The following is a 25,773-nucleotide window of genomic DNA, read 5'->3' on the forward strand; positions in this document are numbered from 1 at the left end:
AACGGAACGCTCGATGGTCGCACGCGCCGAGCCCCGGGGGTCAACACCGCGCCGTCCTTCCCCGCCCCTCCCGCTCCTCTTCCCGCGTCTCCGCCGCCACCCCAAGATCCACGCCGCGCAAAGCGTGCACGGCCACCCCGCGAAGTGCGGTATTGTTCTCATGCGCGGTCGGCGAGGGAAAGATCCCAAGCCGGACAAGCACCGGGACGTGGCGCAGTTTGGTAGCGCACTTGACTGGGGGTCAAGGGGTCGTGGGTTCAAATCCCGCCGTCCCGACCAGCGATTTTCGCAGGTCGGAGGCCGTTCTCTCGTAACGAGAGAGCGGCCTTTCCGCTTTGTGCGGGCTTGCCGGCCGCGAAGTCCACGTCCGCAGACGGTACCGCGCCGCCGAGCGGCCTCGGTCCGGAGCTCCCGGGAAGGCCGCCGGCCGACCGCGCCACCCACCCCTGGGCGGCCGTCGTGGCCGCCGACCTCGCCGAGCGCATCCGCCGGCGTGCGCTCGGGCCCGGCCGCGGCGCCGGGCGCCTGCTGTGGATGTGCGGGCGGATGGCCACACCGCGGCTCGCCGCCCGTGCCGTCCCGCGCATGTGGCGCGCGGCGCGGGGCCGGGGGGCGGCGCCCCCGACTGGACGGGCACCACGCCGCCGCGCGACAGCGCGCTCTCACCGGAACGCTACCGGGCGCTGCTGAAACAGCGGGCCACCGGTGCCGCGTTCGCGGTGAACTCCGGTTCCGTACGCGTCGATGCCCCGCAGGGTGTGCGCGGAGCGTCGTGGTGATATCTGCGGCCCGGCCCACGGGTGGGCCGGGCCGCAATCGCCGCGGTGAAGCGTTCGCTTCATCGCCTCACCTCTTGGTCTGGACCGGATTCCTGTCGGATATCGGGACGGCGGTCGCCTAGAGGTGTCCGCGGTGGCGGGGCCGCGGAAGTTCAGGGGGCGGGGGTCACTCGGTCAGGGCCGTGTCCGCGATGAAGTCGATCGCTTCCTCGGGCGGGGAGTACGGGGGCATGAAGGCCGCGGCGCGTACGTCCCGGTAGGCGCGGGCGAGCGGGTGGCGGGCCTGGTAGCTGGAGCCGCCGGTGAGGCGCATGGCGTGGTCGATGACGCTGGTGGCGGCGCGTTCGACGACCAGGCTGACGCTCTGGCACTCCTTCATCATGCCGCGGGCCATGTCGTCGGTGAGCACCTGCGGCTTGTTGAGGAGGAGGTAGGCGTCGAAGTCCTGGAGGGCCGCGCCGAGGGTGCCGCGGGCGGCCGTCAGGGCGATCTCCATCTCGGCGATCGCCGACTTCGTGCCGGCGGACGAGACCGTGCGGGGGCGGCCGTTCGCCGTGGGCTTGGTGAGGGCGCGGAGGGCGTGGTCGCGGGCGGCCTCCGCCAGCCCCAGATAGACGCCGTTGAGACCCATGCCGCTCACCGCGCGGCCCTCCAGCATGCTCGGGTCGCGCTTGCCCCAGGGGCCGCGGACCAGCAGGGACTCGTCGGGGATCACGCATTCGCTGAAGACCACGCTGCCGGAGCCCGAGCCGCGCAGGCCGAGCCCCTGCCAGTCGTCCTCGACGTGGACGCCCGGGGTGTCGGCGGGGATCATCGCGCTGGCGAGGTGGTGGCCTTCGCCGCGCTCCGCCTTCATGCGGCAGTAGAAGTGCGTGGCGGCGGGGGAGAGCGAGGCGAGGATCTTGCGCCCGTTGACGACCCAGCCGTTGTAGGAGGCGGTCGCGGTGGTGGCGAGGTTCCAGTAGTCGGCGCCGCGTTCGGCGACGGCCGAGCACAGCAGCATCCGTCGGTCGCCGATGGCCTCCAGCCACTCCCGCCGCGGCAGGTAGCCGGGCTCGTTGTCGGCGCCGAAGCGTACGACGCGGGCGAAGTACCAGGCGAGCGCGATGTGCATGTAGTAGGCGACGGCGACGGAGGCGTCGGCCCGGGCGATGCGCGCCGTGATGACCGTCAGGTCGTGCAGGCGCTCGACGCCGAAGCCGCCCAGTTCCGCGGGGACGGTGGCGGCGAACACTCCCGCCTCGGCGAGGGAACCGACGCTCTCCCGGGCGAAGCGGCCCTCCTGGTCGGTGGCCTGGGCCTGCTCGGCCAGGAAGTCGTGGAGTTTGGCGATCGCCGACACCGCCTGCTCACCACTTGTGGTGGCCGGCCGCAACTCGGAGTTCAGTGACAGGGAAATCGGCATGGGCGTGTCCTCGATGAGCGGGAGCGAGCAGGAATCGGATACAGCGGATGAAGTCGTTGGTATAGCCACCGATCAGTCAAGTCGACTTGAATTCGGCCCGGTTGCCCCGCGCTGTGCCGCAGAGTGATCTCTTGCCTCGGTCCGGCCCCGCGGTTAGTGTGGATTCATTGGCAGGGCTTGGCGCAAGGCTTTCAGTCGAAGGCCGTGGCGCCGATCAAGTCATGGATTCCGACTCTCGGCAGCGATATTGCGGCAATACTCCGGAGTAAGGATCGCTTCGCTATGGGAATACATATCCTTCAGTTCGCGGGCTGGTACACCGAAGACGAACCGGGTCGCCCCGTCATGCGTGAGCAACATAAAATCGGGGAAGGGGAGACGGCCTGCATCAGGTATGACCGCGAAACCGATTCCTTAGCCGTCCTTCCCGCCGACCGCCCCCGGCCCGCCGCCGCCATCGTCACCGGACACGCAGGTCACTGGTGCCTCACCAACCTGCATGCCGAGGACACCTACTTCATAGAAAACATGGAACACGGCGGTGAGTTCGTCAAGGTCGCCGCTCGCCGCCGGGACTTCCCCGTTCCCTTCGAACTCGCCCGGCTGGTCCTTCCCGTGGCGCGCCGGATCGGCATCGTCAATGTGTTCGGCCCCGAGCCCCGCTATCTCGCCGCGGCCGCCGCCTCCGGGGCCACGACCAACTGGCCACGGCTCGACGAACATTCGGCCTACTTCCGCGTACTCGTGGCACTGTGCGAACCGCAGCTCCGCGGATATCCCCCGGGCGCCGTTCCCACCATCGCCGACGTCATCACCCGCCTCCAGGAGACCGCCTGCGCGCCCGCGATGAGCCGCGCGGCGGTGAACCACCACATCAACTACCTCGCCACGGAGAAGCTTCACGTCACCGAATGGGCCGGAGTCGCCGACGGAAAGCGCTCGTACTGGAAGCGCGAGGCCGTCGTGGCGATGGCCCTGCGCTCCGGGCTCGTCGGGGAGCGGCATCTGACGCTGCTCCCGACGCGGTGCGGGAGCGCCGCCCGGCGGGCGGGCGCCGGCTTGCGCCCGGCGGCCCCGGACGCGCGGCGGGCGGGCCCCCGCCGGGTCAGTGGTCCTCAAGAGCCTTTCCCGTCGTGCGGACCAGCTCCGCGACGCCGGCCCGGTCGATGACCAGCGGCGGGATCGCCATCACCGAACAGCCCTGCCTGCGCAGCAGCGTTCCCCGCTCCCGCGCCCGCGCGACCAGTCCGGCGGCGAACTCGGGACGGTGGCACTCGACCGTGGCCACCAGACCGAGCCCCCGCACATCGGCGACCTCGGGGTGCTCCGCGAGCGGCAGCAGCCCGGCGAGGAGCTCCTCGCCGCGCGCCGCGGCCGCCGGGACCAGCTTCCGCTCCTCGAGGACGTCGAGTACGGCCAGCGCCACCGCGCAGGCGACCGCGTGCCCGCCGGTCGTGTGCCCGTAGCGCAGCCCGCCGATCAGCGGGTCGGCGGCGAAGGAGCGGTAGACGGCCTCGGTGGTGCTGAGCGCGGCGAAGGGTACGTAACCGCCGCTCAGGCCCTTGCTCATGGTGACCAGATCGGGCGTGATCCCCTCATGGTCGAAGCCGAACACGCGGCCCGTACGGCCGAACCCGCAGAAGACCTCGTCCAGGACCAGCAGGGCCCCGGTCCGGTCGCACAGCTCCCGCAGCGCGCGCAGGAACCCGGAGGGCAGCACCACACCACCGCCGACGTTGAGGAACGCCTCCACGAACACCGCGGCGGGGGGCGCGCCGTCGAGCACGGCCCGCTCGAATGCCTCCACGAGCGGGGCCAGTGACTCCGGTGCGCGCAGCTCCCGCGCGGGGACCGGGAGTTCCACCCGCGTCACCGGGAAGGGATCCAGGGTATGGGTCACATTGGTGGGCAGGCCGGAAAGGTGCTGGGCGACAAGCGTCGTGCCGTGGTACCCGGCGGCGAAGGTGATGATCCGGTCCCGCGGCCGGCCGAGGTTGCGCCAGTAGCCGTGCGCGATCCGGACGGCGGCCTCCGTGGCCTCGGAACCGCTGTTGACGAACAGCGTCCGCCCGAGGCCGTCCGGGAGCAGCCCGGAGATCCGCTCGGCGACCCGCCCGACCGGCAGGTGCGTGCCCACGCTCAGGTCGAAGTGCGGAAGCAGGGAGAGCTGCCGCTCGGCGGCGGCGATCAAGGCCGGATGGGCGTACCCGCAGCTGGAGTTCATCGCCGAGGCCATCGCGTCGAGGTACTCACGGCCGGCCGCGTCCCGGACGCGGTAGCCCTCGCCGGAAACCAGGATCGGGGCGTCCCCGACGGTCTCCTTCACCGGGGACCACGGGTGCCATACGTATCGGTGGTCGCGCTGGCGGGCCGATGCCTCATCGACCGCCTCGCCGACGTTGGTGTGCAGCATGTCGACGATCATGTCCGCGCCACGGGCGGTGCACACCCGTACAAATGTGAGGGTGTTGCGCACTCCGCTTTCGGTGATCATGACGGAGGCGCCCGGTTCCGGAACCCGGGGCCGAACCCCCGTCCGCCGGACCGGCCGGAACCGTCGGACCGAGGAGTCCGGGAGCGCCGGGACCGAGAAGTCCAAGAGAGCCGAGACCGAGAAGTCCAAGAGGGCCAGGAGGAGTCGAACCCGTGGTGTCCCTGCGCGTCATCGACCCGGCGAAACCCCTCTCGCGCCCACCGGACCGCGTCCTGGTCGCGGGCGGCAGCGGCGCCGGGAAGACGACCGTCGCCGGAAAGCTGGCCGCGCTGTACGGACTGCCGAGGATCGAGCTGGACGAGCTGTACTACGGACCGGACTGGTCGGTACGCCCGGAGTTCGCCGACCGCGTCGCCCAGGCCGCCGAGGGCGCGCGCTGGGTGACCGAGTGGCACTACCCCGAGGTCAACGGCCTGCTCGCGAGCCGCGCGGAACTGCTCGTATGGCTCGACTACTCGACGACCCTCACGATGACGAGCCTGGTGCTGCGGACGCTGCTGCGCTCCCTGCACCGTGAGGCGCTGTGGAGCGGGAACCAGGAGGCGCCGCTGCGCTCGGTGTTCACCGACCCCGAGAACATCCTGCGTTACGGCTGGTCCACCCGGCACGAGACGCGGCACGAGCTACGGGCGCTGGCCCGCGCCGGTGCCGACCCCGGGGCGTCGCTCGACATGCTGCGGTTCACCCGGCCCGCCGACCTGTCGGACTGGCTGATCCGGCTTGCCCAAGGGAGGAGTACCAGTGCATCGCGAGCCCGATGACGGGACGGACCTCGACGCGGTCCCCGGCGGCGACGCCGTCTTCGACGACATCGTGGTGGGCGCGGGATCGGCGGGCGCCGTGCTCGCCGCCCGGCTCTCGGCGGACCCCGCGCGGCGGGTCCTGCTGATCGAGGCCGGGCCCGACTACCCGGACCGTTCCCGGCTGCCGGAGGACCTGCGCAACGGGCGCACCCCCTCGATGGTGGAGCACGACTGGTCGCTCGTCGGCGTCCGCGACGACGGCGCTGAGCTTCCGCTTCCGCGCGGGAAGGTCGTCGGCGGCTGCTCGGCGATCAACACCTGCCTCGCGCTGCGGCCGGCTCCGGGCGACTTCGGCCTCTGGGCGGCGACGGGGCTGCCCGGCTGGTCCTGGACACATGTGCTGCCGTACTTCAACCGCCTTGAGGCGGACGCGGACTTCGGCGGTCCGCACCACGGCCAGGACGGTCCGCTGCCGGTGCGGCGGCCGTCCCGGGCCGAGTGGACGCCCCTGTCGGCGGCGTTGGTGGAGACGGCGACGAGGGCGGGGCACCCGTTCACGGCCGATCACAACGCGCCGGACGCGACCGGCGTGGGACCGCTGCCGCTGAACCTGGCCGACGGCGGGCTGCGGGTCTCCACGGCGGCCGCCTATCTGGACCCGGCGCGTACCCGGCCGAATCTGACGGTCCTCGCGGGAACCCTGGTGGACCGGGTGCTGTTCGAGGGCACCAGGGCGGGCGGTGTCGCGGTCCGTGCGGGCGGGCGCGCCGCCGAGGTGCGCGGCGCCCGGGTCACGCTGTGCGCCGGCGCGTACGGGACCCCCGCGATCCTGCACCGCTCCGGGATCGGGCCGGCCGCGCCGCTGGCATCGCTCGGCGTGGACGTGGTCGCGGACCTGCCCGGTGTCGGCGCGGCGCTCTCCGACCACTCCCAGGTCGCGATCGGCGTCGTCCCCCGGCCGGGCCTGTGCGATCCGCGCGACCCGTGCGCCCAGGTCGTCCTGCGGTACACGGCGCCCGGGTCGGACGTCGCCGACGACATGCAGCTGTACGTGCTCAACCACGTGGAACTCGGCGTCTACGCCCCGCATCTGGCGGACCGGGTGCCCGGTGGCCGGGCCTTCATGATGACCTCGAACCTGATGGCGCCGGCCGGCCGGGGCACGGTCACGGCGGTGTCGCGCGACCCGGCCGTACCGCCGCGGATCGCCGTCGACTACGGCCGGGACGCCGAGGACCTGCGGCGCCAGCGGGAGGGCGTCCGCCTCTGCTGGGAACTGCTGCACGAGCCCCCGTTCACGACGCTGACCAAGGAGGTCATCGACATGGACGGGGAGACGATGCGGTCGGAGGCGGCGCTGAGCGCCTTCGTACGGCGGGCCGCGCGGACGGCACACCACCCGATGGGGTCGGCGCGGATGGGAGCCGAGGGCGATGCGGGGGCCGTGGTGGACGAGTGGTGCCGGGTGCGAGGGGTGGAAGGGCTCCGGGTGGCCGACGCGTCCGTGATCCCCGTGCCGTTGCGTGTGAACACGAATCTCGTCTCGATCATGATCGGGGAGCGGGTCGCCTCCTGGGACTGAGCCCCGAACCGACCGGAAAGCGGCTCCGCCGCACGCCCGCGAACGCCGGACCGGCTGAATTCTGGAGGCACGGATGGCCGAAACGCTCGTACTCAAACACCGACCCGAGGACTTCCGGGTGCGCGAGAATCTCGTCGTCGCGCTGACCGACGAGACCGTGGCCGATCAGCGTTACGTCCTGCTGCACAAGCGCGGATACACCACGATGGAAGCGATCCGGCTGCTCGCGGACCGGCTCGGGGTGTCCAGCCGGGACGTCGGCTACGCCGGGCTCAAGGACGAGGACGGGGTGACGGAGCAGCTGTTGTCCGTACCGCTGACGGCCCTGTCCGGTGACGGGCTTCCGGCCTTCGCGGAAGCGGCCGGTTCCGGACGGCTGCTGCGGCTGAGTCATTACGGCTACGGACGCGAGCCCCTCGCCGTCGGGAAACTGAACGGCAACGGCTTCCGGATCGTGCTCCGCAACCTCGACGGCCGCACCGCCGAAAAGCTCGTCACCCGGCGCCGCACGAATCTCCTGTTCGTCAATTACTACGACACCCAGCGCTTCGGCGTGCCCGGCGGCCCCAAGCGCACCCATCTCGTGGGAGCCGCGGTACTGGCCGGGGAATGGGCGCGGGCCCGGGCGGAACTGGCCGGGCTCGGCGCTCCGGAAAGCGGGCCGGCCGCGCGCTGGACCGGTCCGGACGAGGAATTCTTCCGCAAGCTCGACCCCCGCACGGTGGCCTTCTACCTGGCCGCGCACTCCTCGTTCGCCTGGAACGCGCGAATAGCCGGGCTGATCCGCTCCGAGGACGCCCAGGACGTCTCCGTGGACGGCCTGCCGTACCGGTTCCCGGTCACGGGCCCCGGTGTCGCCGCCCTGCTCGCGGACCGGCACGAACTGCCGTACACCCGTTATTCGTACGAGGACGGGCCCGTCGAGCACCCGGTCATGCGGCCGACGGTGGTGCAGACCCTGGTGACCGTCGGCGATCACGGCGCGGACGACGCGTTCCCCGGCCGTCAGGCCGTCGAAGTGAGTTTCCAGCTGCCCGCCGGCTGCTACGCCACCACCGCGCTGCGGCAGCTGATCGCCCAGCGCTGAGGAAAGGTCGCACATGGCGTTGCTGTTGCTCAACCGCAGGCCCATTCTCGCCGAGGTGCCGGACTGGCTGTCCGGTGAGTCCGTGGTCGTCGTCACCGCGAAATCGGCCGCTCCCGCGTCGGCGTACGAGCGGTTCCGCCGGGTCGAGGTCGTGGACGACTACGAATCGGGCGAGGTGGACCTCCTCGTCGACGCGATGTGCGCCGAACACGACGTCGACCGGGTGCTCACCACGGCGGAGATCGACGTGGTCCGGGCGGCACGGGCGCGGGAACGGCACGGGATCCCCGGGCAGTCGACCGCCGCCGCCCTGGCCTACCGCGACAAATACCGGATGAAACTGCTCGCCTCGCGGCGGGGAATCCCCGTCGCGCCGATGGCCCTGGTCCGCGACGAGGACGAGCTCTCGTCCTTCGCCGACCGGAACGGTCTGCCCGTCGTGGTGAAGCCGGCCGACGGCGCCGGTTCGGTCGGCGTGACCGTACTGGCCGACCGGCGGGCCGTGGCGGAATTCTCTCCCCCGGCCGGCCGGACCCTGCTCGTGGAACGGTTCATCGACGGAATCGTCTGCCATGTGGACGGACTGATGGCAGGCGGCGCGCTGCTGCACGCCCTCCCGTCGCGCTATCTGGAATCCAATCTGGACACCGCGACACGCGCCGTGCCCAGCATCAGCGGAATGCTCCCGCCGGACGACGGACTCACGAAAAGGCTGATCGGCGCGGCGGAGGCCACCGTGGCCGCGTTGCCCCCGGTGGCCGAAGTGACCGCCTTCCACGCCGAGTTCTTCCTGACGCCCCAGGACGAACTCGTGCTGTGCGAGATCGCCTGCAGACCCGGCGGATGCGGGATCGCCGAGGCGTTCGAACTCACGACGGGCATCAACCTCTTCGCCGCGCATCTCCGGGGCCAGGCGGGGCTGATCACCTCCGTCACCGCCGACAGCGCGCGGCCGCGCCACGGCTGGGGCTGGTTCCCGCCGTGCGCCGGGACGCTGGAGCGGATGCCGGAGTCCTGCCCCCTCCCCGGAACGGTCCGCTACACGCCCCTCGGCGAGCGAGGAAGCCGCTACGAGGGGCCCGGCTCCAGCACCGACCGCATCGCGGAGCTGGTCTTCCGGGTGGACGGCGGCCGTGCGGTGGAGGACGTGCTGCGCGAGGTCGACGACTGGTGGGCCGGGGAGATCCGATGGCAGTCCCGGTGACCGGACCGGCGGTGCGGACCGGCGGGTTCATGACGGCGATGGTCGTCGACGCGCTGGGCAGCGGCGTCTGGATCACATTCTCCCTGCTGTACTTCACCTACGGGCAGGGCATGGCCCTGACCACCGCCGGTGCCGCGCTCAGCGCGGGCTCGCTGGCCGCCCTGGCGGTCGGCGGGCTGGCCGTGGGGGTGCTCACCGACCGGATGGGCCCCTTCCCGGCGGCTACGCTCAGCTGCGCGATCCGGACGGCGGCCTTCCCCTGCTATCTGGCCGCCGACGGCCCGGCCGCCGTCGCCGTCATCGCCTTCGCGGTGAGCTTCGGCGACCGCCTCTACTGGGCCGCGCACGGTGGGCTGGTCGACAGCGTCACCTCGGCGGACCGGGAGCGGCGTGGCCTGTTCGCCCTGCTGAACAGCCTGCGCAACGTCGGCCTCGGGGTCGGCGCGCTGGCCGTGGCGCTGGGTGCCTCCCTGGAGGAGCGCGGCGGGGGACTGCTCTGGAACTCCATCCCGCTGGCCAACGCCGCCAGTTTCGCCGTCGCCGGGGTCCTCTTCCGGTACGCCGGGCGCGGCGTCCCCGCCGTGCGCCGCGGGACCGGGCCCCCGGCGTCGTACCGCCGGGTCCTCGCCGACCACCGGTTCCTGGCCTTCACCGGCGCGACCCTCGCCATCACGCTGTCCAGCGTCGCCTTCGACTCGATCCTGCCGGTCTTCCTGCGCTCGCTGGACATGCCGTTGTGGATGCCGCCGGTGGCCTACGTGCTCTCGTGCGTGGCCATCCCCGCCTTCCAGCCACTGGCGTTGCGGCTGGGGCGGGAGCGGCCGGCGATGCGGCTGATGGCGCTGGCGGCCGTACTGATCGCGGCGGCGCTCGCCGGGCTGGTCGTCGTGGGCCGGCTGAGCGCGGCGGGCGCCACGGCCGCGGTGGCCGTGCTCGTGCTGCTCTTCAGCCTTGGCGAGGCGGTCTTCGGCGCGGTGGCCATGACCATCGTGCTGTCCTTCGCGTCGGCGGCGGACTCCGGCCGGTACAGCGCCTTCTACCAGCTCGCGTGGGGGCTGTCGGGGGCGCTCGGGCCCGTCCTGCACACGCTGCTGTTCTCGGTGTCCGGCGGCACACCGTGGCTCGTCATGGCGTGCGCCCTGCTCGCGGCCGCCGCCGTCTACACCGCGCTCGCCAGGGCGCCGCACACCGAAAAGGCCCCGGGCGTGCGCGGCCGCGCCCCCGTCGGCCGGAAAGGACGACGATGAGCCGGTCGGAGAACGGCCCGCGGGCCGGGGGCGCGGGGTCTTGGGCCATGACGGACGAGGCGACGGTCACCGGTACGGGTGCCGGAGCGGAAGAGCGGATCACCGGGACCGTCACCCGCGTGCTGCGGGACTTCTGGTCCGGGCGCGACGCGGTGCTGCTGCTCGACGACTTCGACCACCGGGCCACCTCGCTGGTCGACGAGCTGCGGGCGTGCGGCGCCCGGGTGGGCGCCGTGATCGCCCGGACCGGCCCGGTCGCCGGGGCTCCGGAGGTCGAGCGGAGCCTGCACTGCTCCGACGCCGGACTCACCTTCACGCGGCCGGAGTTCGAGGCGTGGCTGCGGGGTCCTTCGGAGGACGTACGGGCCTGGCTCGACGGGCTCGACCCGGCGCGGGAGTGGGTGGTGCTCGGCACGCCGCGCACGGGCGTCGCCACCTTCTGCGGGCGGCCGGTGCACGGCCGGCGGCGGCCGGAGTGGGCCGCGGTGGAGGACAAGACCACCATCGACGCCCTGTGGGAGGCCGCCGGGGTGGCCTCGCCGCCGCACGTCGTCGTCGGCGTGGACGAGCTGTCGCGCGGGCCGGCCGGGCTCGACGGGGTGGCCGGGCCGGCCGGGGTCGTCATCGCGGCGGACTCGACGCGCGGCCACGTCGGGGACGCGCTGGGCCTGCGCTGGGTCCCCGGCCCGGCCGGATTCCCGGAGGCCGCGAAGGAGTTCGCGGACCGGGCGGACCGGGTGCGGATCGCCCGCTTCGCCGACGGCGTGCCGTGCAGCGTGCTCGGCATGGCGCTGCCGGACGGCGTGGCCGTGTTCTCGCCCATCGAGATCGTCACCCTCGGCGATCCGGCGACCGGCCGGCTGCTGTTCTGCGGCTCGTCCACCCACTGGCGACCGGGCGAGGCGGCGGAGCGCGACATCCGGGGCGCGGCGCGGCGGGCGGGCGCGGAACTCGTCCGGACCACCGGCTACCGGGGGATCTTCAGCGTCGACGGCCTGCTCACGCCGGACGGGTTCACCGCCACCGAACTCAACCCCCGGCACGCCTCCGGCCTCGGCCTGCGGGCCGCGCTCCCGGACTTCCCGGTCTACCTGTACAACCGCGCGGTCCAGGAGGGCCTGCCCGGGCTCGGCGGGATCACGGCCGCCGCCCTGGAAGGGCTCGTGCGCCGGCTGGTCGCCGCCGCGCCCTCGGCCTCGCTGGCGGTGGGCACGACGCCCGTCGAGGCCGTGCCGTCGGCGCCGGACCACCGGGCGGGCCCGGCCTGCGCGGACCTGGCGGCCCGGCTGGGCGAGCCGGGGCTGCGCGCCTTCCCGCTGGCGGCGGCCGCTCGCTGAGTCCGGGGCGGCACCGCCCACAGACCTTTCCCGAAGCACGCGATGAGCAAAAGGCACGCGATGAGCAAAGAAAGGTGCACGATCATGAACCAGCCTGCCGTCCGGGTCAATTCCTGGAACGAATGGGACCCGCTGCGCGAGATCGTCGTCGGCGTCGCCGACAACGCCTGCTTCGAGCCCGGCGAGCCCGGCTACCGCCCCGCACTGCGCGACACGGACGCGCCCTTCCCCACCGGCCCCAAGCCGGCCGAGATGATCGACCGGGCCAACGCGCAACTGGACGGGCTGGCGGCGGTGCTGGAGGCGCAGGGCGTCACCGTCCGCCGGCCCGACGCGATCGACCTGAGGAGCGCGCTCCGGACGCCCACGTTCGAGGTGGACAACCAGTACTGCGTGGTCTGCCCCCGGGACGTGATGATCACGCTCGGCAACGAGATCGTCGAGGCGTCCATGTCACGCCGTGCCCGGTACTTCGAGTACCAGGCGTACCGCACGCTCGTCTACGAGTACTGGAACGCGGACCCGAACATGGTGTGGACCGTGGCCCCCAAGCCGTCGATGGCCGACTCCATGTACCGGCAGGACTTCTGGGACTGGCCGCTGGCCGAGCGGCACGCCCGGATGCACGAGTCGGAGTTCTGCGTCACACAGGACGAGGTGGTCTTCGACGCCGCCGACATGAACCGCTTCGGCCGCGACATCGTCGTCCAGGAGTCGATGACCACCAACCGGGCCGGCATCCGCTGGCTCAAGCGGCACCTGGAGCCGCGCGGCTTCCGGGTGCACCCGGTGCACTTCCCGCTCGACTTCTTCCCGTCGCACATCGACTGCACCTTCGTGCCGCTGCGTCCTGGGCTGATCCTGACCAACCCGGAGCGGCCGCTGCGCGAGGGCGAGGAACAGATGTTCCTGCGCAACGACTGGGAGCTGGTGGACGTGCCGCAGCCGACCTCGAACAACGAGGAGATGCCGCGCTACTGCCAGTCGTCGAAGTGGCTGTCGATGAACGTCCTCAGCGTCTCGCCCACGAAGGTCGTCTGCGAAGAGCGGGAGAAGCCGCTGCAGGACCTGCTCGACAAGCTCGGCTTCGAGGTCCTCCCGGTGCCGTTCCGGGACGTCTTCGAGTACGGCGGGTCGCTGCACTGCGCCACCTGGGACGTCAACCGGGAGGGGGCGGCCGAGGACTACTTCCCGCACCTCGACTACACGCCGGTCGTCTGACCGGGGGGCGTACGAGCGCTCGTACGCCCCCCGGCCGCTACGCCCCCGGCGCCGCTACGCGCCTCGGTCCCCGCCGCGGGCGCACCACGCGTCGAACTCCTCCACCGTGGTGACCCCGTCGTCCAGGACCGCCCGGTAGACGTCGTAACTGGGCACCTTCGGGCTGTTCTCCGGCCGTCCGGCCAGCACCTCCTTGATCCGCAGGATCGTGGCCCGGTGCCCGTCGGTCAGCCGGGGCGGCAGCGCGCGGACGTGGGCGAGGTCGGGCTGGCGGCCGGGCTCGTCCACGAACCAGATGTCGAGGGTCCACTCCCGCCCGGCGCCGGAGCGGTACTCGACGCCGAGGTAGAGGCCGTCCGGGTACAGCGGGTCGGTGTTCCAGTGCCCGGTATCGTCCCGGAAGCGGATCTGCCGCACCCGGTCGTGCACCGCCAGTTCGGCGCCGATCCCGGCGACGGCCTTCGTGGTGGCGGCGTCGAGCTCCGGACAGACCACGGTGATGTCGAGGTCCCGGCGCACCATCAGGCCGAGCGCGGCGCTGCCGACGCGGACGGCCTCGCCGCGGTCCGCCAGCAGCGCCGCCAGCCCGAGGTCGGCGGCGACCTCGTCGGCCTCCGCCTGGAGCGATCCCTGCCGTGTCAAGAAGTCTTCGGTAGTCACCGGTTCAGTATGTTCGCCGGTCCAGGGGCATCGGGTGCGGGACCCGCGACCGGACGCGGGAGGTGGACGCCCGTCATGTCAGGAGGGTGCGCCAGCGTTCGGCCGACTCCATCATGTCCGCGATGACCCGCTCCACGTACGTGCCTCCCCTGCTCAGCCGTTGCCCTACCGGGCTGTCGGGGCCGAAGGTCTCCGCCGTCGTCATCGCGGCCCGCGCCGCCTCGAGCGTCAGCCGTGAACTGATCGCGATCGTGTGGTACCAGGCGTCGTCGTCGACCACGTAGATGTCGCGACGCCGCCGCGGGTCGCGCTCGCGCCGGACGTATCCCTGCTCGACCAGGTAGTTCACGGCCACGGAGACGGAGGCCGGGCTGACTTCCAGTCTGCGGGTCAGCTCCGCCGCGGTCCGTCTGCCGTCCTCGGACAGCAGCAGATCGACATGTACGCGCGCGGTGATCCTCGGCAGCCCCGTTCTGACCGCCAGTTCGATGATCTCGTCCCCCGCGGTGCCGCCCGGGGCCCCGGCCGCCCGGGGCGGTGCCGGCGTGCCGCGCCGCGCCCGCCGGGCCGTGGCCCGGTGCGCCTGCTCGGGCCGGTAGCCGCCGGGGCCGCCGTTGCGTCCGACCTCCCGGCTGATCGTCGAGGTCGGCCGGTCGAGCCGCCTGGCGATCTCGGCGTAGGAGAGTCCCTCGGTGAGTCCCGCCGCGATCCGCTGGCGGTCCTGCTGGCTTAAGCGTCCTCCTGGCATGCCGTCAGTATTGCCTTCGCGGGCATCCATTGCAACGCATCGTTGCATTCGGCTTCAGCGTCATTGCATCAATTTACCGCCAGTGGCCTGCGGAAACACATTTCTGTTGATTGACGAAAATCTGAACGCAACGTAGCTTTCGAGTTGTTCCGAACACGCACTATCGTGAGATGGGAATGACCATGGGGGAATCCCCGCACACCGTCACGGCGCTGCCGACGGAACGTCGGCCAGGCTGCCCCTTCGACCCGCCCGCGGAGCTGATGGACGCCCGCCGGCACGGCCCCATCAGCGGCTACACCCACCCCGGCGGAAAACCCGGCTGGCTGATCACCGGATACGACCTGGTGCGGTCGGTCCTCGCCGACCCGCGGTTCAGCTCGCGCAGGGACCTCATGAACGTGGTCGACTACGAGCTTCCCCCGGCGCCGCCCGGCGAGTTCCTCCTGATGGACGACCCGGAGCACAGGCGCTACCGCAAGCCGCTGATGGGCAAGTTCACCGTACGGCGGATGCGCCTGCTCACCGACCGCGTCGAGCGGATCACCGCCGACTGCCTGGACGCCATGGAGGCGGCCGGACCGTCGGCGGACCTGGTGGCCGCGTTCGCCAGGCCCATCCCCGCCGTCATCATCTGTGAACTGCTCGGGGTGCCGTACGAGGACCGGGGCTCCTTCCAGCGGCAGGTCGAGTCGTTCATGAACGGGGAGCCGAGCGACGAGGAGCTGATGGCGGCCTACACCGCCACCCAGGACTACCTCGCCGACCTGGTGGCCGCCAAGCGCGCGAACCCCACCGACGACGTGCTCAGCGACCTCACCGACAGCGACCTCACCGATGAGGAACTGAAGGGGGTCGGCCTGATCCTGCTGGCGGCCGGGCTCGACACCACCGCGAACATGCTCGCACTGGGCACCTTCGCCCTCCTGCGGAACCCGGAGCAACTGGCCGCGCTGCGCGCCGATCCCACGCTCGTCGACCGGGCCGTGGAAGAACTGCTGCGGTACCTGAGCGTCGCCAAGTCGTTCATGAGGACGGCGCTGGAGGACGTCGAGCTCGGCGGTCGGACCATCAAGGCCGGCACGACCGTCGTCCTCTCCTACCACACGGCCAACCACGACCCTGAACGCTTCACCGACCCCCACGCGCTCGACGTCCGGCGGCAGCACGGCGGGCACCTGGCCTTCGGCCACGGCATCCACCAGTGCCTGGGCCAGCAACTGGCGCGTGTCGAGCTGAAGGTCGCGTTCACCGCGCTGATCAAACGCTTCCCCACGCTGCGGCTGGCCGTACCGGCCGAAGAGGTCGTCCTGCGCCCGGAGACCGCGGACATCTACGGGGTGAAGAGCCTCCCGGTCACCTGGGGCGTGTGACGGGGAGGCACCGGCCGACGGTCAGGACGGGTCCCGCGTCTCCGCGGCGCAGGTCAGGTCCTCGTCCGGGAGTCTGCCGGTGGTCAGGTAGACCGCGGCGCTCCTGTCCGCACAGGAGTTGGTGCCGTGGACGCCGTGGCCCTCCCCGCCCGCGACGGTCACCATCCGGGAGCCGCGCAGGGCCCGGTGCATGCCCCGGGCGGCGGCCAGGGGTGTCTGGGGGTCCCACTCGTTCTGCAGGATCAGCGCCTTGACGTGGTTGTTCACCGTGGTCGGGGGCTCGCTGCCCGGCTTCCAGAAGGCGCACGGCTTGATGCCGGACGCGAGGTCGCCGTACAGCGGGTACCGGGCCTTGTCCCGGACCGCGTCGCGGCGGTACCGCTCGGGGTCGCGCGGCCACGAGCGGGAGGTGTCGGCGCACAGGACGGCCCAGAGGCCGGCGATCTCGTTCTCGGGGGTGGGATCGGCGGCCGACGCGGCCGGAACGGGGCGGTCCGGGGCCCGCCCGGGCGTGCCCGACGGAGCCTTCTCGCCGTTCTCGGCGGCCTTCCGCAGGCCGGCGACCCAGGTGGCCGCCTTCTCCACGCGGAAGAACACATGGCGCTCGGCACGGATGTCGTCACCGGTGAGGGATCGCCCCTCGTAGGCGACGGGCGTGCGGTCGGCCCGGGCGACCAGCTTCCAGAAGGTCGCGCGGACCCCGGCCGGCGTGTCGCCCAGCCCGTACGTGCTGTGGCGCTCGGCGGTCCACCGGGTCCACCTCGCGAAGGCGGGCTCGGTCCCCTCCGCGATCTGCCGGAAGAGGCCGCGCCCGTACCGCGCGGGGTCGGTCGCGCTGTCCAGCACGAACCGGTCGGTCCGCTCGGGGAACATCTGCGTGTAGACGGCGCCGAGGTAGGTGCCGTACGAGAACCCCATGTAGGAGAGCTTCTTCTCGCCCAGTACGGCGCGGATGACGTCCATGTCGCGGGCGGTGTCGCGGGTGGTGAGGTGAGCCAGGGCGTCGCCGTTCCGGATCCGGCACTTGTCGGCGACCGTACGTGCCCACTCCACGTCCCTCGCGAACGTAGAGGCGTTGTACGGACGTTCGACGGTGAGTTCGCCGGGGGTGAGGCCGCAGCCGACGGGGGTGCTGCGGCCTATGCCCCTCGGGTCGAATCCGATGAGGTCGTACCGCCTCTTCACTTCCCCGGAGAGGCTCCCCTCCAGCTCGGCCGGCATCTTCAGGCCCGGCCCGCCGGGCCCGCCCGGATTGAACAGCAGGACACCGCGGCGTTCTTTCGTGCCGGTCGCCTTCAGCCGGGATATCGCGACCTTGATCCGCTTGCCGCCGGGATCGCCGTAGTCCAGCGGCACTTCGACGGTCGCGCACCGCAAGGCGGCGGGGCTCTCGGCGTCGCAGGGCTCCCACTTCGGATTCTGCTCCGTGTACGGCCGGAGGGAGTCCGCGGTTGGTGGGGCACCGGATGCGGCGAGGGCGGTCGTGGGCATCAGCGTCGAAAGGGACGCCGCCGCGAGGGCGACGGTCACGAGAGGTGTTGTTCGTCTGTTCCGCACGGTGATGCTCGCCTTCGCTGGGTAGGGGGAGGCCGGGGAGGCCGACCGGTCGGGACAGATCCTGGCCCGCGGGGGCCCGGGTGCGCATCGCGGGAAGGCGGGAAAAGGCGCTCCCCCGACAGGGGGAGACGCCCGGTGAACCGCTCGGTGCGACCGCCGTGCCGGGCTGGTGCGACGCGGGCACGGTGCGGATCATGGGAGTGTGGACGGGAACCAGGTGTTCGGCGAGGCCGAACCGGTGGACGCGTGCGAGACGGCGCCCACGGCCCGTACGGCCGTGGCGTGGCTGCCGCCGCGTGAGCTCTGGCCGGGGATCCAGGACATCCGCTGGGAGCACGATCCGCAGGTACGGCGGTGGCCGCCGCATGTGAACCTGCTGTTCGGCTTCGTACCGGAGGAGGAGTTCGCGCGGGCCGCGCCGCTGCTGTCCGCCGGGGCGGCGGAGAACACGGCGTTCACGGCGCGTCTGTCCGGCGTGCGGTACTTCCGGCACCGGCGCTACGCGACGGTGTGGCTCGATCCGGCGGCCGGGGGCCTGGAGCCCTGGACCCGCCTCCACCGCGCGCTGGCCTCGCGGTTCCCCCTCTGCCGAGGTCGCGGCGACTTCACCCCGCACCTGTCACTCGGCCGCACCCGGGAGCCACGAAGCCTGGCCACCGAGTGCGCCGCGCGGCTCGGCGCGCTGCCGGCCGCGGTGGAGGAGGTGACCCTGCTCTCCCGCCGCGAGGACGGGCCCATGCGGCCCCGGGCCGTGATCACACTGGGCACGGGCGAGATCCGCGGGGTGCCGGAGGACTAGCCGGGGGCCGCGCACTCCGCCGTTCCGTGCGTACCCGGTACGCCGAGCCGGGCGCACGGAACGGGGAGGGCCGGTCCTACCGACAGCGTGGCGGCTCCGTGCAGCCGTCCGTGCGGTCCGTGGTGAAGATGGTGTCGCAGCACATCACGGGGTCCAGGGACCGCTCATCCGTTTCGGGCAGTTCCTGGAGTTCGAGGACGTTGTTCTCCATCGGGGTGTGCCTCCTTCGCGGGGGTTCCGGCGGGCCGGCGGGCGTCGACCAGCCATGACCTGCCGCCGCCGTGTTCGAGGCGGAGCAGGAGATCCAGGACGCCGGCCAGGCCGACGTGGTAGCCCGCGCCGACGTCGCGCAGGGTCTCGTCGGGCACCAGCAGGCGGCCGTCGCGCCGGACGGCCCGGGCGTACAGACAGGCGGCGACCTCCGCCGCCTGCTCGCGGTAGCGCGCTTCCCCCGTCGCGTCGGCGAGGTCGAGGAGCAACTGGGCGTTGCCCGCCGCGCCGTGGCACGCGGCCGTGCCGGTGCGGCAGCGGTCGCGGTACACCAGGCGCGCCGCGCGGTCGGCGTGGTCGAGGAACGGCGCGTGGCCGGTGACGGTCCACAGCCGGACGAGGAACGTTCCGACGCCCGAGGCGCCGTGGCACCAGAAGTTCAGATCGGTCCGCTCCTCCCGGCCCGGGCCCTTCGGCCACGCGGCGGCGTCGCCCCGCGGTTCGGCCACGGCGCACAGGGCGTGCCCGGCGCCGGTCGCGATGTCGACGAGGTCCGGGCGCGCCAGGTCCCGGCCCGCCGCGAGGAGGAAGGCGGCGTTCCCGGCGACGCCGTGCCCGAAGCCGTACGAGGCGGATCCGGCGAGCTCCCGGAGGTGTTCCGCGCCGACGGGCCGGTCCACGCCGTGGCCGGTGCCCGTGGTCAGGCGCAGGAGGGCGTCGGCGCACCCGGAGGCGCGGTCGGCGAACCGGCGGTCACCCGTCGCGTGCCACAGGTGCAGCTGGGCCAGCCCCGCGCCGGCGAGGCCGTGGCAGATGTCGGGGTTGCGCGAGGTGAGCGGGATGCGCAGGGCGTACGCCCCGGCCCGTACCGCCAGCTCCTCGTCGCCGAGCGTCCGCGCCGCGTCGTGGAGGGCCCACGCCGCGCCGGAGCGCCCGAAGTACAGGCCCGGCAGGATCCTGCCGGGCAGGGTGAGGCGCTCGTCCAGCCACCGGGCGGCCGTACGGAGCAACGGGCCGGCGGCCGGCTCACCGGAGCGGACCGCCCGCGCCAGGACGCCCAGCACCCCCGCCGCGCCCAGTTGGACGTTGCAGGGGTCGGTGGACGGGGCCGAGCGCGGCTTCGGCCACAGGTGCTCACCGCCCGGGTCGGCCGTGGCCGCGAGGTGGGCCAGACCGTCCGCCAGCAGCCGGGCGAGCGCGCCCGCCGGTGGCTCGGGCCCCGCCGACACCGGTCCTCCGACGGGCTCCCCGCGCAGGAACGCGGCGGCCTTCTCCAGCGGTCAGCGGCCCGGCCCGTCCGCCGTGAGCCCGAGGACCAGGGGCGCGAGCGCCCGTAGCGCGGGGGCGGCGGGCGCCGCCGTCCCGACGAGCGCCGCGATCCGGTCACCGGCCGCACGGCGGGGCGGCGAGTCCTCGGCCAGCAGCGGGACGACGCCGGTGGTGGCGTAGAGGAGGGTGGCGCCCAGGCTGTAGCAGTCCACCCCCGGGCCGGGCGCGGGCGGCGGCCCGCCCTCCTCCGCCCGGTCGGGCCCCTCCAGGTACTCCGGCGCGGTGAAGCCGTGCGTGCCCACCACATGGGCCCGCTCGCCCGCACGGACCGCGCACTCCATGTCGACCAGTACGGGCCTGTCGCCGGGCGCCATCACGATGTTGCCGGGCTTGAGGTCGCGCAGGACGAATCCGGCCGCGTGCGCCAGGCCGACCAGGCGGGTGAGCTCGCGTGCCAGCCCCCACGCCACCGGGACGGGGACCAGGCCCTCGGGATGCCGGGCCAGGCGTTCGGTGGTCCACCGCTGGAGGCTCTCGCCGTCGATCAGGTCCTCCACCAGGAAGACATGGCCACCGGACTCGAACACCTCGCCCACCGCCGGGGTGATGCCGAGGGGAGCGAGCAGGGACAGGACGTCCGCCTCGTACCGCAGCCAGTGTCTGGCGTCCTTCCCGTCCGAGGTCGCCCCGACGTGCGGGCGGGCCTCCTTGATCAGGACGTCTTCGCCGGTCCGCCGGTCCCGCGCGCGGTAGACGCCACCGCGGTTGGAGTGCCGGACCGCCTCGCGGACCACATAGCGCCCGGCGAGGACGACGGGGGCGCCACGGCGGCGGCCGGGCGGGGCGGGGACGGGCGGCGCGAACGGCGGCCGGGCCCACGGGGGCGGTGAGAACCAGGGGTTGCGCTCGTCCGTCACGAACGTGCCGTCGGGTGCCCGGAGACGGCTTTCGTAGATCCCCTCGTCGTTGAGCTCGCGGGGGCGCGCGAAACAGCCGTAGCGGTAGTGCACGAGACTGTCCGGCCGGTAACGGCGGTCCGAGAGGATCGCCGGGCCCACGAGACTGCGGGTGGCCGTGTGGAGCTCCTCGGCCAGGACGCGCAACTGGTCGTCGTCCAGGGGGTAGGCGGTGAGGAACTTCCCCGACTGCGCGCGGGGCGCCCGCACCGAGGTGAGTTCGGCGGTGACCCGCGGGGATACCGCGCACTTGAACGCGCACGCGTGCGCCACCAGGACCGGGGCCGCGCACCGCAGGACCTCGGGCGCCGAGGCGGGCGTCGCGGAGAGGTGCAGCTTCCAGCCCTGCTGCCGGGGCGCGTGGCACGGTGGCGTGACCATGCACCAGGTCTCGCCGTCGCGGAGCGTCCAGCCGGTGGCGGACGCTTCTCCGAGGGCACGTCCGACGAGGTCCTGATAGGTCTCCGGCACCGGCCCAGCATGGCACGGCGGAGCGGGGCCGGAGGCCCGTTCCGGGGGAGTGGGGTACGTGCCGTGCGGCGCCCGCTCGCGAAGTGGCCGGAGGGGTGCGCCTGTTGGGCCCGAGAGGTGCGTTCCGGCGTTGAACGGCCTTGCTTCCAGGGGCTGGTGAGGCGCGGTGGACATCCGGTGTCGCCGCCGCCCCGGGCCTCGCCCCCCCCCGCACAGCCCTGACCCGGGCGGAGGGTCAGGGCTGCGCGGCGCCTCCCCGGCGGGGGCCTCGGGGGCGGGCCCGCCACCGGCGTGCGGCCGGACCGGGACCTACCCGGGGCTCACTCCCAGTGCCCCGTGTTCTCGCCGGGGGAGAGGATGGGGAACTGCAGTCCGACGATCGCGCGGTTGCCGTTCCCGTTGTGGTTGCCGTTCCCGTTTCCGTTGTCCCTCGGGTCCCCCGTGATGCCGGGGGAGGGGGCGACGAGCGGGCCCAGCAGCGCGCCGACCGGATCGCCGGGGCCGCCGGCGCGGCCGGGGTCGGCGTGGGCGGGCACGGCGAGCGCTCCCAAGAGGGCGGCGGAACCGAGGAGGACGGTGGCTAAGTGACGCATGAACTTCCCGTCTACGAGGTGGTGGGACCGCATTACTCTCCCCTCCTTCCGGCGCCGTACCCGGCCCTTCACCCGTTCGTGGCGGAAGTATCGATCCGCTGCCCCGCCCGCGCCTCGGCGTCCGCGGTCCTGGCGGCGGCCTTCGCCACCAGCAGCGCGTGCGCGGCGAGCAGGGTGGAGGCGGCGCGCAGATCGTCCTCGGTGAGGCGGACGTCGTACTGCTCCTCCAGGACGACCTGCATCTCCAGCGCCAGGAGGGAGTCGGCGCCCAGGTCGCGGACGAAGTGGGCGTCGTCCGTGACCTCCGCCGGCTCGAGCTCCAAGGTCTCGGCGATCGTCACACGCAGCTTCTCCAGGTCGATGACGCTGCTGTCGGGGTTCATCGTTCCTCCTTCTCGGGGTCGGGGGTGCGAGCGGTCATGGCGGCGGGGCGGTACGGGCGCACCAGCGTCAGCGCGCAACCGCCCTCCGGGCTCGCCGCGGCCACGAGGCGGGGCGGCCCCTGGCGGGCGAGGGCGTGGACGACGTACAGGAAGGGGAGCAGGGTGCCGGCGCCCGCCGGCACCGCGTGGGTGCGGACCCCCAGGCCGCGCAGGTGCGCGGCGAGGGCCGCGCCCACCGGGGAGGCGTCGCTGATCAGACGGGCGGCCGGCAGACCGCCCCGGCCGCCGGGCGCGAGGAGCCGGTCCAGGGCGTCGCCGGACGTCCGCCGGGCGGCGTCGTACGGCGCCCCGGCGGGGAGGTGGAAGGAGACGGTGCGGCAGGTGCCGTAGTGGTCGGCGCCGCGCGCGGCGGCCCCGGCGGCGGGTTCGAGCACGAGCACGGCCGCGCCCGCCTCGGAGACCGCGTGACCTTTGGTGCGCCCCGGCAGCGGGGCCTCGGTGGTGCCCGCCAGGAGCAGGTCGCAGCGGCCGGCGGCGAACGCCCGGGCGCCGGCGCCGAGCGCGTCCAGGGACGCGGTCCGGGGCGAGGTCAGGGTGAGGTTCCAGCCCTTGATCCCGTGGTCCATGGCGACCCGCCCGGCCAGGGTGTTGATGGAGAAGTACGGGGCGGTCGCCGGGCTGAGCCGGGCGGCGCCGGGGCCGGAGACCGTCTCGTCCATGGTGTCGATGAGGGTGGTGATGCCGTTGTTGGTCCCGACGGCCATGCCGCGCCGCGCCTCGGGGACACGGCCCAGGACGTCCCCGGCGTCGGTGAGCGCCCTGCGCGTGGCGGCGAGCAGATGGCGGCACGAGGCCGGGACGTACTTGTAGCCACGGGGCCCGAGTTCGGCCGCGACGTCGAACCACGGGCCGTGCGGATCCGGCGGCGGCCCGCCGTCCAGACCGAGCCGGGACGGGTCGTGCCCCCAAGGGGTGACGGCGCCGACGCCGGTCACCACCAGCGTGTCGGCGCTCACGCGGCACGTCCTTCCAGGACCAGCGAGACGTTGTTGCCCCCGAACGCGAAGGCGTTGACCATCACATGGCGGCCGTCCAGCGGTTCCTCCCCGCCCTCCGGCAGATTGACCGGGCAGCCCGGGTCCCGGTCCGCGCCGAGCGCCAGGTTCGGCGGTACGGTGCCGTGGTCGAGGATGAGCGCCCCGGCGACGGCGCCCAGCGCCCCGGCGGCCCCCGCCGTGTGACCGATGAGCGCCTTGAGGCTGTAGAGGGGCGGGCAGTCCGCGAGGTCGCCGAAGACGGAGCCGAGCGCCCGGCTCTCCACCTCGTCGTTGAGGCGGGTCCCGGTGCCGTGCGGGACGACGCAGCCCACCGAACCGGGCGCCGCGCCCGCGTCGTCGAGCGCGTCCGTCATGGCCCGCCGGATCTGGACGCCGTCCGGGTCCGGCGCGGTCAGGTGGTGCGCGTCGCAGCTCCAGCCGGAACCGGCCAGCGCCGCGTAGTGGTGCGCCGCCCCACGTGCCCGGGCGTGTCCGGCCGACTCCAGGACGAGGACGGCCGCGCCCTCGCCGAAGACCGTGCCGCCGCGGTCGCGGTGGAACGGGCGGCAGGCGTACGGGTCGACGGCGCCCATGCGGTTGAAGCAGCCGAGCGCGACCCTGCTGTACGCCTCGGCGCCGCCCGCCAGCACGACGTCCGCCTCCCCGGCGCGGATCATGTCCGCGGCCATGGCCAGCGCGAAACCCCCGGCCGAGCAGGCGTTGCTGACGCTCGTCGCGGCGCCGCTCGACCCGACCTCGGCGCCGATCGCCGCGGCGACGGTGAAGGCGGGGGTGTACGGGCGGGCGGGGTCCAGGGGCCGCTCCCAGTGGTCGGCGTTGCCGCCGCCGGTGCCGATGACCACCGGGCTGCGGGCGAGTAATCGGGGGTCGAGGCCGGAGTCGGCGACGGCCTCCCGGGCCGCGGTCAGGGCCAGCCGGGTCGCCCGGCCGGGCCCGGGCCCGGAGGGCGCCATGTGGATCAGCGGCAGGGGCATCCGGGCGCCGGGGTCGTCGGCGCGCTCCGGGAGGCCGTCCGGGGCCGCGCACAGGGCGCGCCACATGGCCGGCACCCCCACGCCGAGGCAGGAGACGGCTCCCGCCCCGGTGATCAGGACCTGCGTCATCCTTCTCCCTTCCTTGCGTCGTCGTGCGGTGCGGTGGGCAGCGGCGGGGCGGGCAGCGGCGGGGTGGTGAGCGGCGGGGTGGTGAGCAGGACGGCGGCCGCGGCGTCGTCCGCGCGCCCGCCCCCGGCCGCGGCGAGCGCGGCCCCGGGACGGGTGGCGGTGGCGAGCCGGTCGGCCGCCACGACGCACTGGAGCACCCCGAAGGCACCGGAGGCCGGCGGGAAGGCTCGGCCGAGGCCGAGGCGGCCACCGCCCGGGGGCCGGCCGTCCGGCCGGGGAACGGGGGCATCAGGGGGGCCTGTGCCGTCCATGCTTGGGCCTGGACCGCCTGGACCGCCTGGACCGCCTGGACCGCCTGGACCGCCTGGACCGCTGGGACCGCTCGGACCGCTGGGACCGCTCGGACCGCCGGGACCGCTTGGACCGCCGGGAATGCTGGGACCGCTCGGACTGCCGGGAATGCCAGGACTGCCGGGACTGCCGGGACCGCTCGGGCCGCTCGGACCACCGGGACCGCCCGGACCTGGGCCGAGGCCGCTCGGGTTCGTGCCCGTGCCGCCTGTGCCGACCGATCCGCCGGGGTCGCCTGGGCGCGTGCCCGCGCCGCCCGTTCGGTTCGTGCCCGTTCGGTTCGTGCCCGCGCTGCCCGGGCGCGGGCGGCTCGGGTCCGCCCCGCCCGCGTCCCCGCCGCCCGCGCCCGGGCGCTCTCGGCTCGTACCTCCGCCGCCCCTGCCCGTACCCGCTTCCGCTTCTCGTTCCGGCGGCAGCCACAGCCTCACCTCGGCCGTCCCCCGGGCCATGGCCCTCGCCGCCGCGACCGCCGACGCCACGTCCCGCCGCCGCGCGTATCCCGCGACCGCCGCGTGGGCGGACCGGCCGCGCCCGTACGCCGCCGCGGGCGTCTCCAGGACGAGCGCCACCGCGCCGTCCAGCGTTTTCGCCCCGGGAGCCGTCCGCCGTACGACGGGGTCGGCGGGCTCCACACCGATGACCAGGACGTGCCGGGCCCGGCACGCGGCCAGGGCGAGGACGGCCCAGCCGACCGCGTCGAGTCCGGAGGTGGCGCCGTTGCACACCATGAGGTTGGCGCCGCGCAGCCCGAAGCGGATGGCCACCCCGGCCGCGGTGGCGTTGCTGCACGCGTTGGGCAGGTCCATCGTGCGCAGGCCGCTCGGGCCCTCCCGGTCGAGGGCCTCCGCCACCCGGCACACGGTGTCCAGGACGCCCAGATTGGAGCTGACGACCGTGCCCACCGCCTCGCCGGGCACCGTGAGACGCCCGTCGCCGCCCAGCAGCCCCGCGTCGGTCAGCGCCGCCGCGCCCGCCAGCAGGGCGAGCCGCGTCGCCCGGTCCCGGAACCGCGACTCCCGCTCGTAGGGCGGCCATTCACCCGCTCCCGGCAGAGGGCCGGGAGCGGGCGCCGACAGGTCCGCCGCGCACCGCGCGCCGGGGAGCGCGACGCCGGTGCCGGTCACGACCGGATCCGTCACGGGA

General features: G+C 73.7%; 22 protein-coding genes and 1 tRNA gene. 11 read left to right on the forward strand and 12 right to left on the reverse strand.

Going from position 1 to position 25,773, the window contains the following annotated elements; genetic code table 11:
• Positions 1 to 202: 202 nt before the first annotated feature.
• Positions 203 to 279 (forward strand) — tRNA-Pro (locus LUZ64_RS06330).
• A 666-nt stretch (positions 280 to 945) separates the two neighbouring features.
• Here LUZ64_RS06330 and LUZ64_RS06335 read toward each other — a convergent pair.
• Positions 946 to 2,184 carry an acyl-CoA dehydrogenase family protein gene (locus tag LUZ64_RS06335; protein ID WP_095581296.1) on the reverse strand — a complete coding sequence of 413 codons (1,239 nt, stop codon included), beginning with the start codon at positions 2,182 to 2,184 and terminating at the stop codon, positions 946 to 948.
• A 528-nt stretch (positions 2,185 to 2,712) separates the two neighbouring features.
• Here LUZ64_RS06335 and LUZ64_RS06340 point away from each other — a divergent pair.
• Positions 2,713 to 3,354, forward strand: coding sequence for a hypothetical protein (locus LUZ64_RS06340; RefSeq protein ID WP_232389770.1), 642 nt, complete (start codon positions 2,713 to 2,715; stop codon positions 3,352 to 3,354).
• Here LUZ64_RS06340 and LUZ64_RS06345 read toward each other — a convergent pair.
• On the reverse strand, positions 3,290 to 4,678 hold the full coding sequence (locus LUZ64_RS06345; RefSeq protein WP_095581295.1) for an aminotransferase family protein: 1,389 nt from the start codon (positions 4,676 to 4,678) through the stop codon (positions 3,290 to 3,292). The genes LUZ64_RS06340 and LUZ64_RS06345 overlap by 65 nt on opposite strands.
• Positions 4,679 to 4,830: 152 nt before the next feature.
• On the opposite strand from LUZ64_RS06345, the gene LUZ64_RS06350 reads away from it, so the two are divergent.
• The 7 genes from LUZ64_RS06350 to LUZ64_RS06380 all read left to right on the forward strand — a co-directional run bounded on the left by LUZ64_RS06350 (position 4,831) and on the right by LUZ64_RS06380 (position 13,099).
• Positions 4,831 to 5,439: a P-loop NTPase family protein gene (locus LUZ64_RS06350; RefSeq protein WP_232389768.1), complete on the forward strand. Its 609-nt coding sequence runs from the start codon at positions 4,831 to 4,833 to the stop codon at positions 5,437 to 5,439.
• Positions 5,420 to 7,003, forward strand: coding sequence for a GMC family oxidoreductase (locus LUZ64_RS06355; RefSeq protein ID WP_095581294.1), 1,584 nt, complete (start codon positions 5,420 to 5,422; stop codon positions 7,001 to 7,003). The genes LUZ64_RS06350 and LUZ64_RS06355 overlap by 20 nt, the downstream gene beginning before the upstream one ends.
• A 73-nt stretch (positions 7,004 to 7,076) precedes the next feature.
• Positions 7,077 to 8,090 carry a tRNA pseudouridine(13) synthase TruD gene (gene truD, locus LUZ64_RS06360; RefSeq protein ID WP_095581293.1) on the forward strand — a complete coding sequence of 338 codons (1,014 nt, stop codon included), beginning with the start codon at positions 7,077 to 7,079 and terminating at the stop codon, positions 8,088 to 8,090.
• Positions 8,091 to 8,103: 13 nt separating this feature from the next.
• Positions 8,104 to 9,294: an ATP-grasp domain-containing protein gene (locus LUZ64_RS06365; RefSeq protein WP_095581292.1), complete on the forward strand. Its 1,191-nt coding sequence runs from the start codon at positions 8,104 to 8,106 to the stop codon at positions 9,292 to 9,294.
• A complete protein-coding gene (locus LUZ64_RS06370) occupies positions 9,279 to 10,541 on the forward strand; it encodes an MFS transporter (protein ID WP_095581291.1) in 1,263 nt (420 codons plus the stop codon). Before LUZ64_RS06365 ends, LUZ64_RS06370 begins: the two co-directional genes overlap by 16 nt.
• Complete coding sequence (locus LUZ64_RS06375; RefSeq protein WP_232389767.1) at positions 10,538 to 11,878, forward strand: hypothetical protein; 1,341 nt, start codon at positions 10,538 to 10,540, stop codon at positions 11,876 to 11,878. The genes LUZ64_RS06370 and LUZ64_RS06375 overlap by 4 nt, the downstream gene beginning before the upstream one ends.
• Positions 11,879 to 11,962: 84 nt before the next feature.
• A complete protein-coding gene (locus LUZ64_RS06380) occupies positions 11,963 to 13,099 on the forward strand; it encodes a glycine amidinotransferase (protein WP_095581290.1) in 1,137 nt (378 codons plus the stop codon).
• Between the two features lie 54 nt (positions 13,100 to 13,153).
• Here LUZ64_RS06380 and LUZ64_RS06385 read toward each other — a convergent pair whose 3' ends face one another.
• A complete protein-coding gene (locus tag LUZ64_RS06385; protein ID WP_095581289.1) occupies positions 13,154 to 13,759 on the reverse strand; it encodes a hypothetical protein in 606 nt (201 codons plus the stop codon).
• Between the two features lie 73 nt (positions 13,760 to 13,832).
• Positions 13,833 to 14,507, reverse strand: coding sequence for a GbsR/MarR family transcriptional regulator (locus tag LUZ64_RS06390; protein WP_095581288.1), 675 nt, complete (start codon positions 14,505 to 14,507; stop codon positions 13,833 to 13,835).
• Between the two features lie 182 nt (positions 14,508 to 14,689).
• On the opposite strand from LUZ64_RS06390, the gene LUZ64_RS06395 reads away from it, so the two are divergent.
• Positions 14,690 to 15,880: a cytochrome P450 gene (locus LUZ64_RS06395; RefSeq protein ID WP_095581299.1), complete on the forward strand. Its 1,191-nt coding sequence runs from the start codon at positions 14,690 to 14,692 to the stop codon at positions 15,878 to 15,880.
• Positions 15,881 to 15,901: 21 nt separating this feature from the next.
• Here the strand turns inward: LUZ64_RS06395 and LUZ64_RS06400 are convergent, their stop codons facing one another.
• Positions 15,902 to 17,437, reverse strand: a complete 1,536-nt coding sequence (locus LUZ64_RS06400) for an alpha/beta hydrolase (RefSeq protein WP_372471938.1) — start codon at positions 17,435 to 17,437, stop codon at positions 15,902 to 15,904.
• A 202-nt stretch (positions 17,438 to 17,639) separates the two neighbouring features.
• On the opposite strand from LUZ64_RS06400, the gene LUZ64_RS06405 reads away from it, so the two are divergent.
• Complete coding sequence (locus LUZ64_RS06405) at positions 17,640 to 18,236, forward strand: 2'-5' RNA ligase family protein (protein ID WP_095581287.1); 597 nt, start codon at positions 17,640 to 17,642, stop codon at positions 18,234 to 18,236.
• A 164-nt stretch (positions 18,237 to 18,400) separates the two neighbouring features.
• On the opposite strand, the gene LUZ64_RS06410 is transcribed toward LUZ64_RS06405, so the two are convergent.
• The 7 genes from LUZ64_RS06410 to LUZ64_RS06440 form a co-directional block, all read right to left on the reverse strand.
• Positions 18,401 to 19,675: a lanthionine synthetase LanC family protein gene (locus LUZ64_RS06410; RefSeq protein WP_232389766.1), complete on the reverse strand. Its 1,275-nt coding sequence runs from the start codon at positions 19,673 to 19,675 to the stop codon at positions 18,401 to 18,403.
• Positions 19,676 to 19,726: 51 nt separating this feature from the next.
• A complete protein-coding gene (locus LUZ64_RS06415; RefSeq protein WP_232389765.1) occupies positions 19,727 to 21,142 on the reverse strand; it encodes a class III lanthionine synthetase LanKC N-terminal domain-containing protein in 1,416 nt (471 codons plus the stop codon).
• Between the two features lie 320 nt (positions 21,143 to 21,462).
• Positions 21,463 to 21,735 carry a hypothetical protein gene (locus LUZ64_RS06420; RefSeq protein WP_143593115.1) on the reverse strand — a complete coding sequence of 91 codons (273 nt, stop codon included), beginning with the start codon at positions 21,733 to 21,735 and terminating at the stop codon, positions 21,463 to 21,465.
• 68 nt (positions 21,736 to 21,803) lie between these two features.
• Positions 21,804 to 22,118: an acyl carrier protein gene (locus tag LUZ64_RS06425; RefSeq protein ID WP_095581285.1), complete on the reverse strand. Its 315-nt coding sequence runs from the start codon at positions 22,116 to 22,118 to the stop codon at positions 21,804 to 21,806.
• On the reverse strand, positions 22,115 to 23,134 hold the full coding sequence (locus tag LUZ64_RS06430) for a beta-ketoacyl synthase N-terminal-like domain-containing protein (protein ID WP_232389764.1): 1,020 nt from the start codon (positions 23,132 to 23,134) through the stop codon (positions 22,115 to 22,117). Before LUZ64_RS06430 ends, LUZ64_RS06425 begins: the two co-directional genes overlap by 4 nt.
• The gene (locus LUZ64_RS06435) at positions 23,131 to 24,279 is read right to left on the reverse strand and encodes a beta-ketoacyl-[acyl-carrier-protein] synthase family protein (protein WP_095581284.1); all 1,149 of its coding nucleotides are present in this window, start codon (positions 24,277 to 24,279) and stop codon (positions 23,131 to 23,133) included. Before LUZ64_RS06435 ends, LUZ64_RS06430 begins: the two co-directional genes overlap by 4 nt.
• On the reverse strand, positions 24,276 to 25,769 hold the full coding sequence (locus LUZ64_RS06440) for a beta-ketoacyl synthase N-terminal-like domain-containing protein (RefSeq protein ID WP_232389763.1): 1,494 nt from the start codon (positions 25,767 to 25,769) through the stop codon (positions 24,276 to 24,278). The genes LUZ64_RS06435 and LUZ64_RS06440 overlap by 4 nt, the downstream gene beginning before the upstream one ends.
• Positions 25,770 to 25,773 lie beyond the last annotated feature (4 nt).

The organism is Streptomyces albireticuli, assembly GCF_021228125.1.
In the GTDB taxonomy this organism is placed as follows: Bacteria; Actinomycetota; Actinomycetes; order Streptomycetales; family Streptomycetaceae; genus Streptomyces; species Streptomyces albireticuli.

Coding starts and splice junctions, on each gene's coding strand:
- LUZ64_RS06435 (WP_095581284.1), bottom strand. CDS start 24,279: ATGACGCAGGTCCTGATCACCGGGGCGGGAGCCGTCTCCTGCCTCGGC.
- LUZ64_RS06390 (WP_095581288.1), bottom strand. CDS start 14,507: ATGCCAGGAGGACGCTTAAGCCAGCAGGACCGCCAGCGGATCGCGGCG.
- LUZ64_RS06420 (WP_143593115.1), bottom strand. CDS start 21,735: ATGCGTCACTTAGCCACCGTCCTCCTCGGTTCCGCCGCCCTCTTGGGA.
- truD (WP_095581293.1), top strand. CDS start 7,077: ATGGCCGAAACGCTCGTACTCAAACACCGACCCGAGGACTTCCGGGTG.
- LUZ64_RS06375 (WP_232389767.1), top strand. CDS start 10,538: ATGAGCCGGTCGGAGAACGGCCCGCGGGCCGGGGGCGCGGGGTCTTGG.
- LUZ64_RS06335 (WP_095581296.1), bottom strand. CDS start 2,184: ATGCCGATTTCCCTGTCACTGAACTCCGAGTTGCGGCCGGCCACCACA.
- LUZ64_RS06345 (WP_095581295.1), bottom strand. CDS start 4,678: ATGATCACCGAAAGCGGAGTGCGCAACACCCTCACATTTGTACGGGTG.
- LUZ64_RS06395 (WP_095581299.1), top strand. CDS start 14,690: ATGGGGGAATCCCCGCACACCGTCACGGCGCTGCCGACGGAACGTCGG.
- LUZ64_RS06425 (WP_095581285.1), bottom strand. CDS start 22,118: ATGAACCCCGACAGCAGCGTCATCGACCTGGAGAAGCTGCGTGTGACG.
- LUZ64_RS06370 (WP_095581291.1), top strand. CDS start 9,279: ATGGCAGTCCCGGTGACCGGACCGGCGGTGCGGACCGGCGGGTTCATG.
- LUZ64_RS06380 (WP_095581290.1), top strand. CDS start 11,963: ATGAACCAGCCTGCCGTCCGGGTCAATTCCTGGAACGAATGGGACCCG.
- LUZ64_RS06340 (WP_232389770.1), top strand. CDS start 2,713: ATGGAACACGGCGGTGAGTTCGTCAAGGTCGCCGCTCGCCGCCGGGAC.
- LUZ64_RS06365 (WP_095581292.1), top strand. CDS start 8,104: ATGGCGTTGCTGTTGCTCAACCGCAGGCCCATTCTCGCCGAGGTGCCG.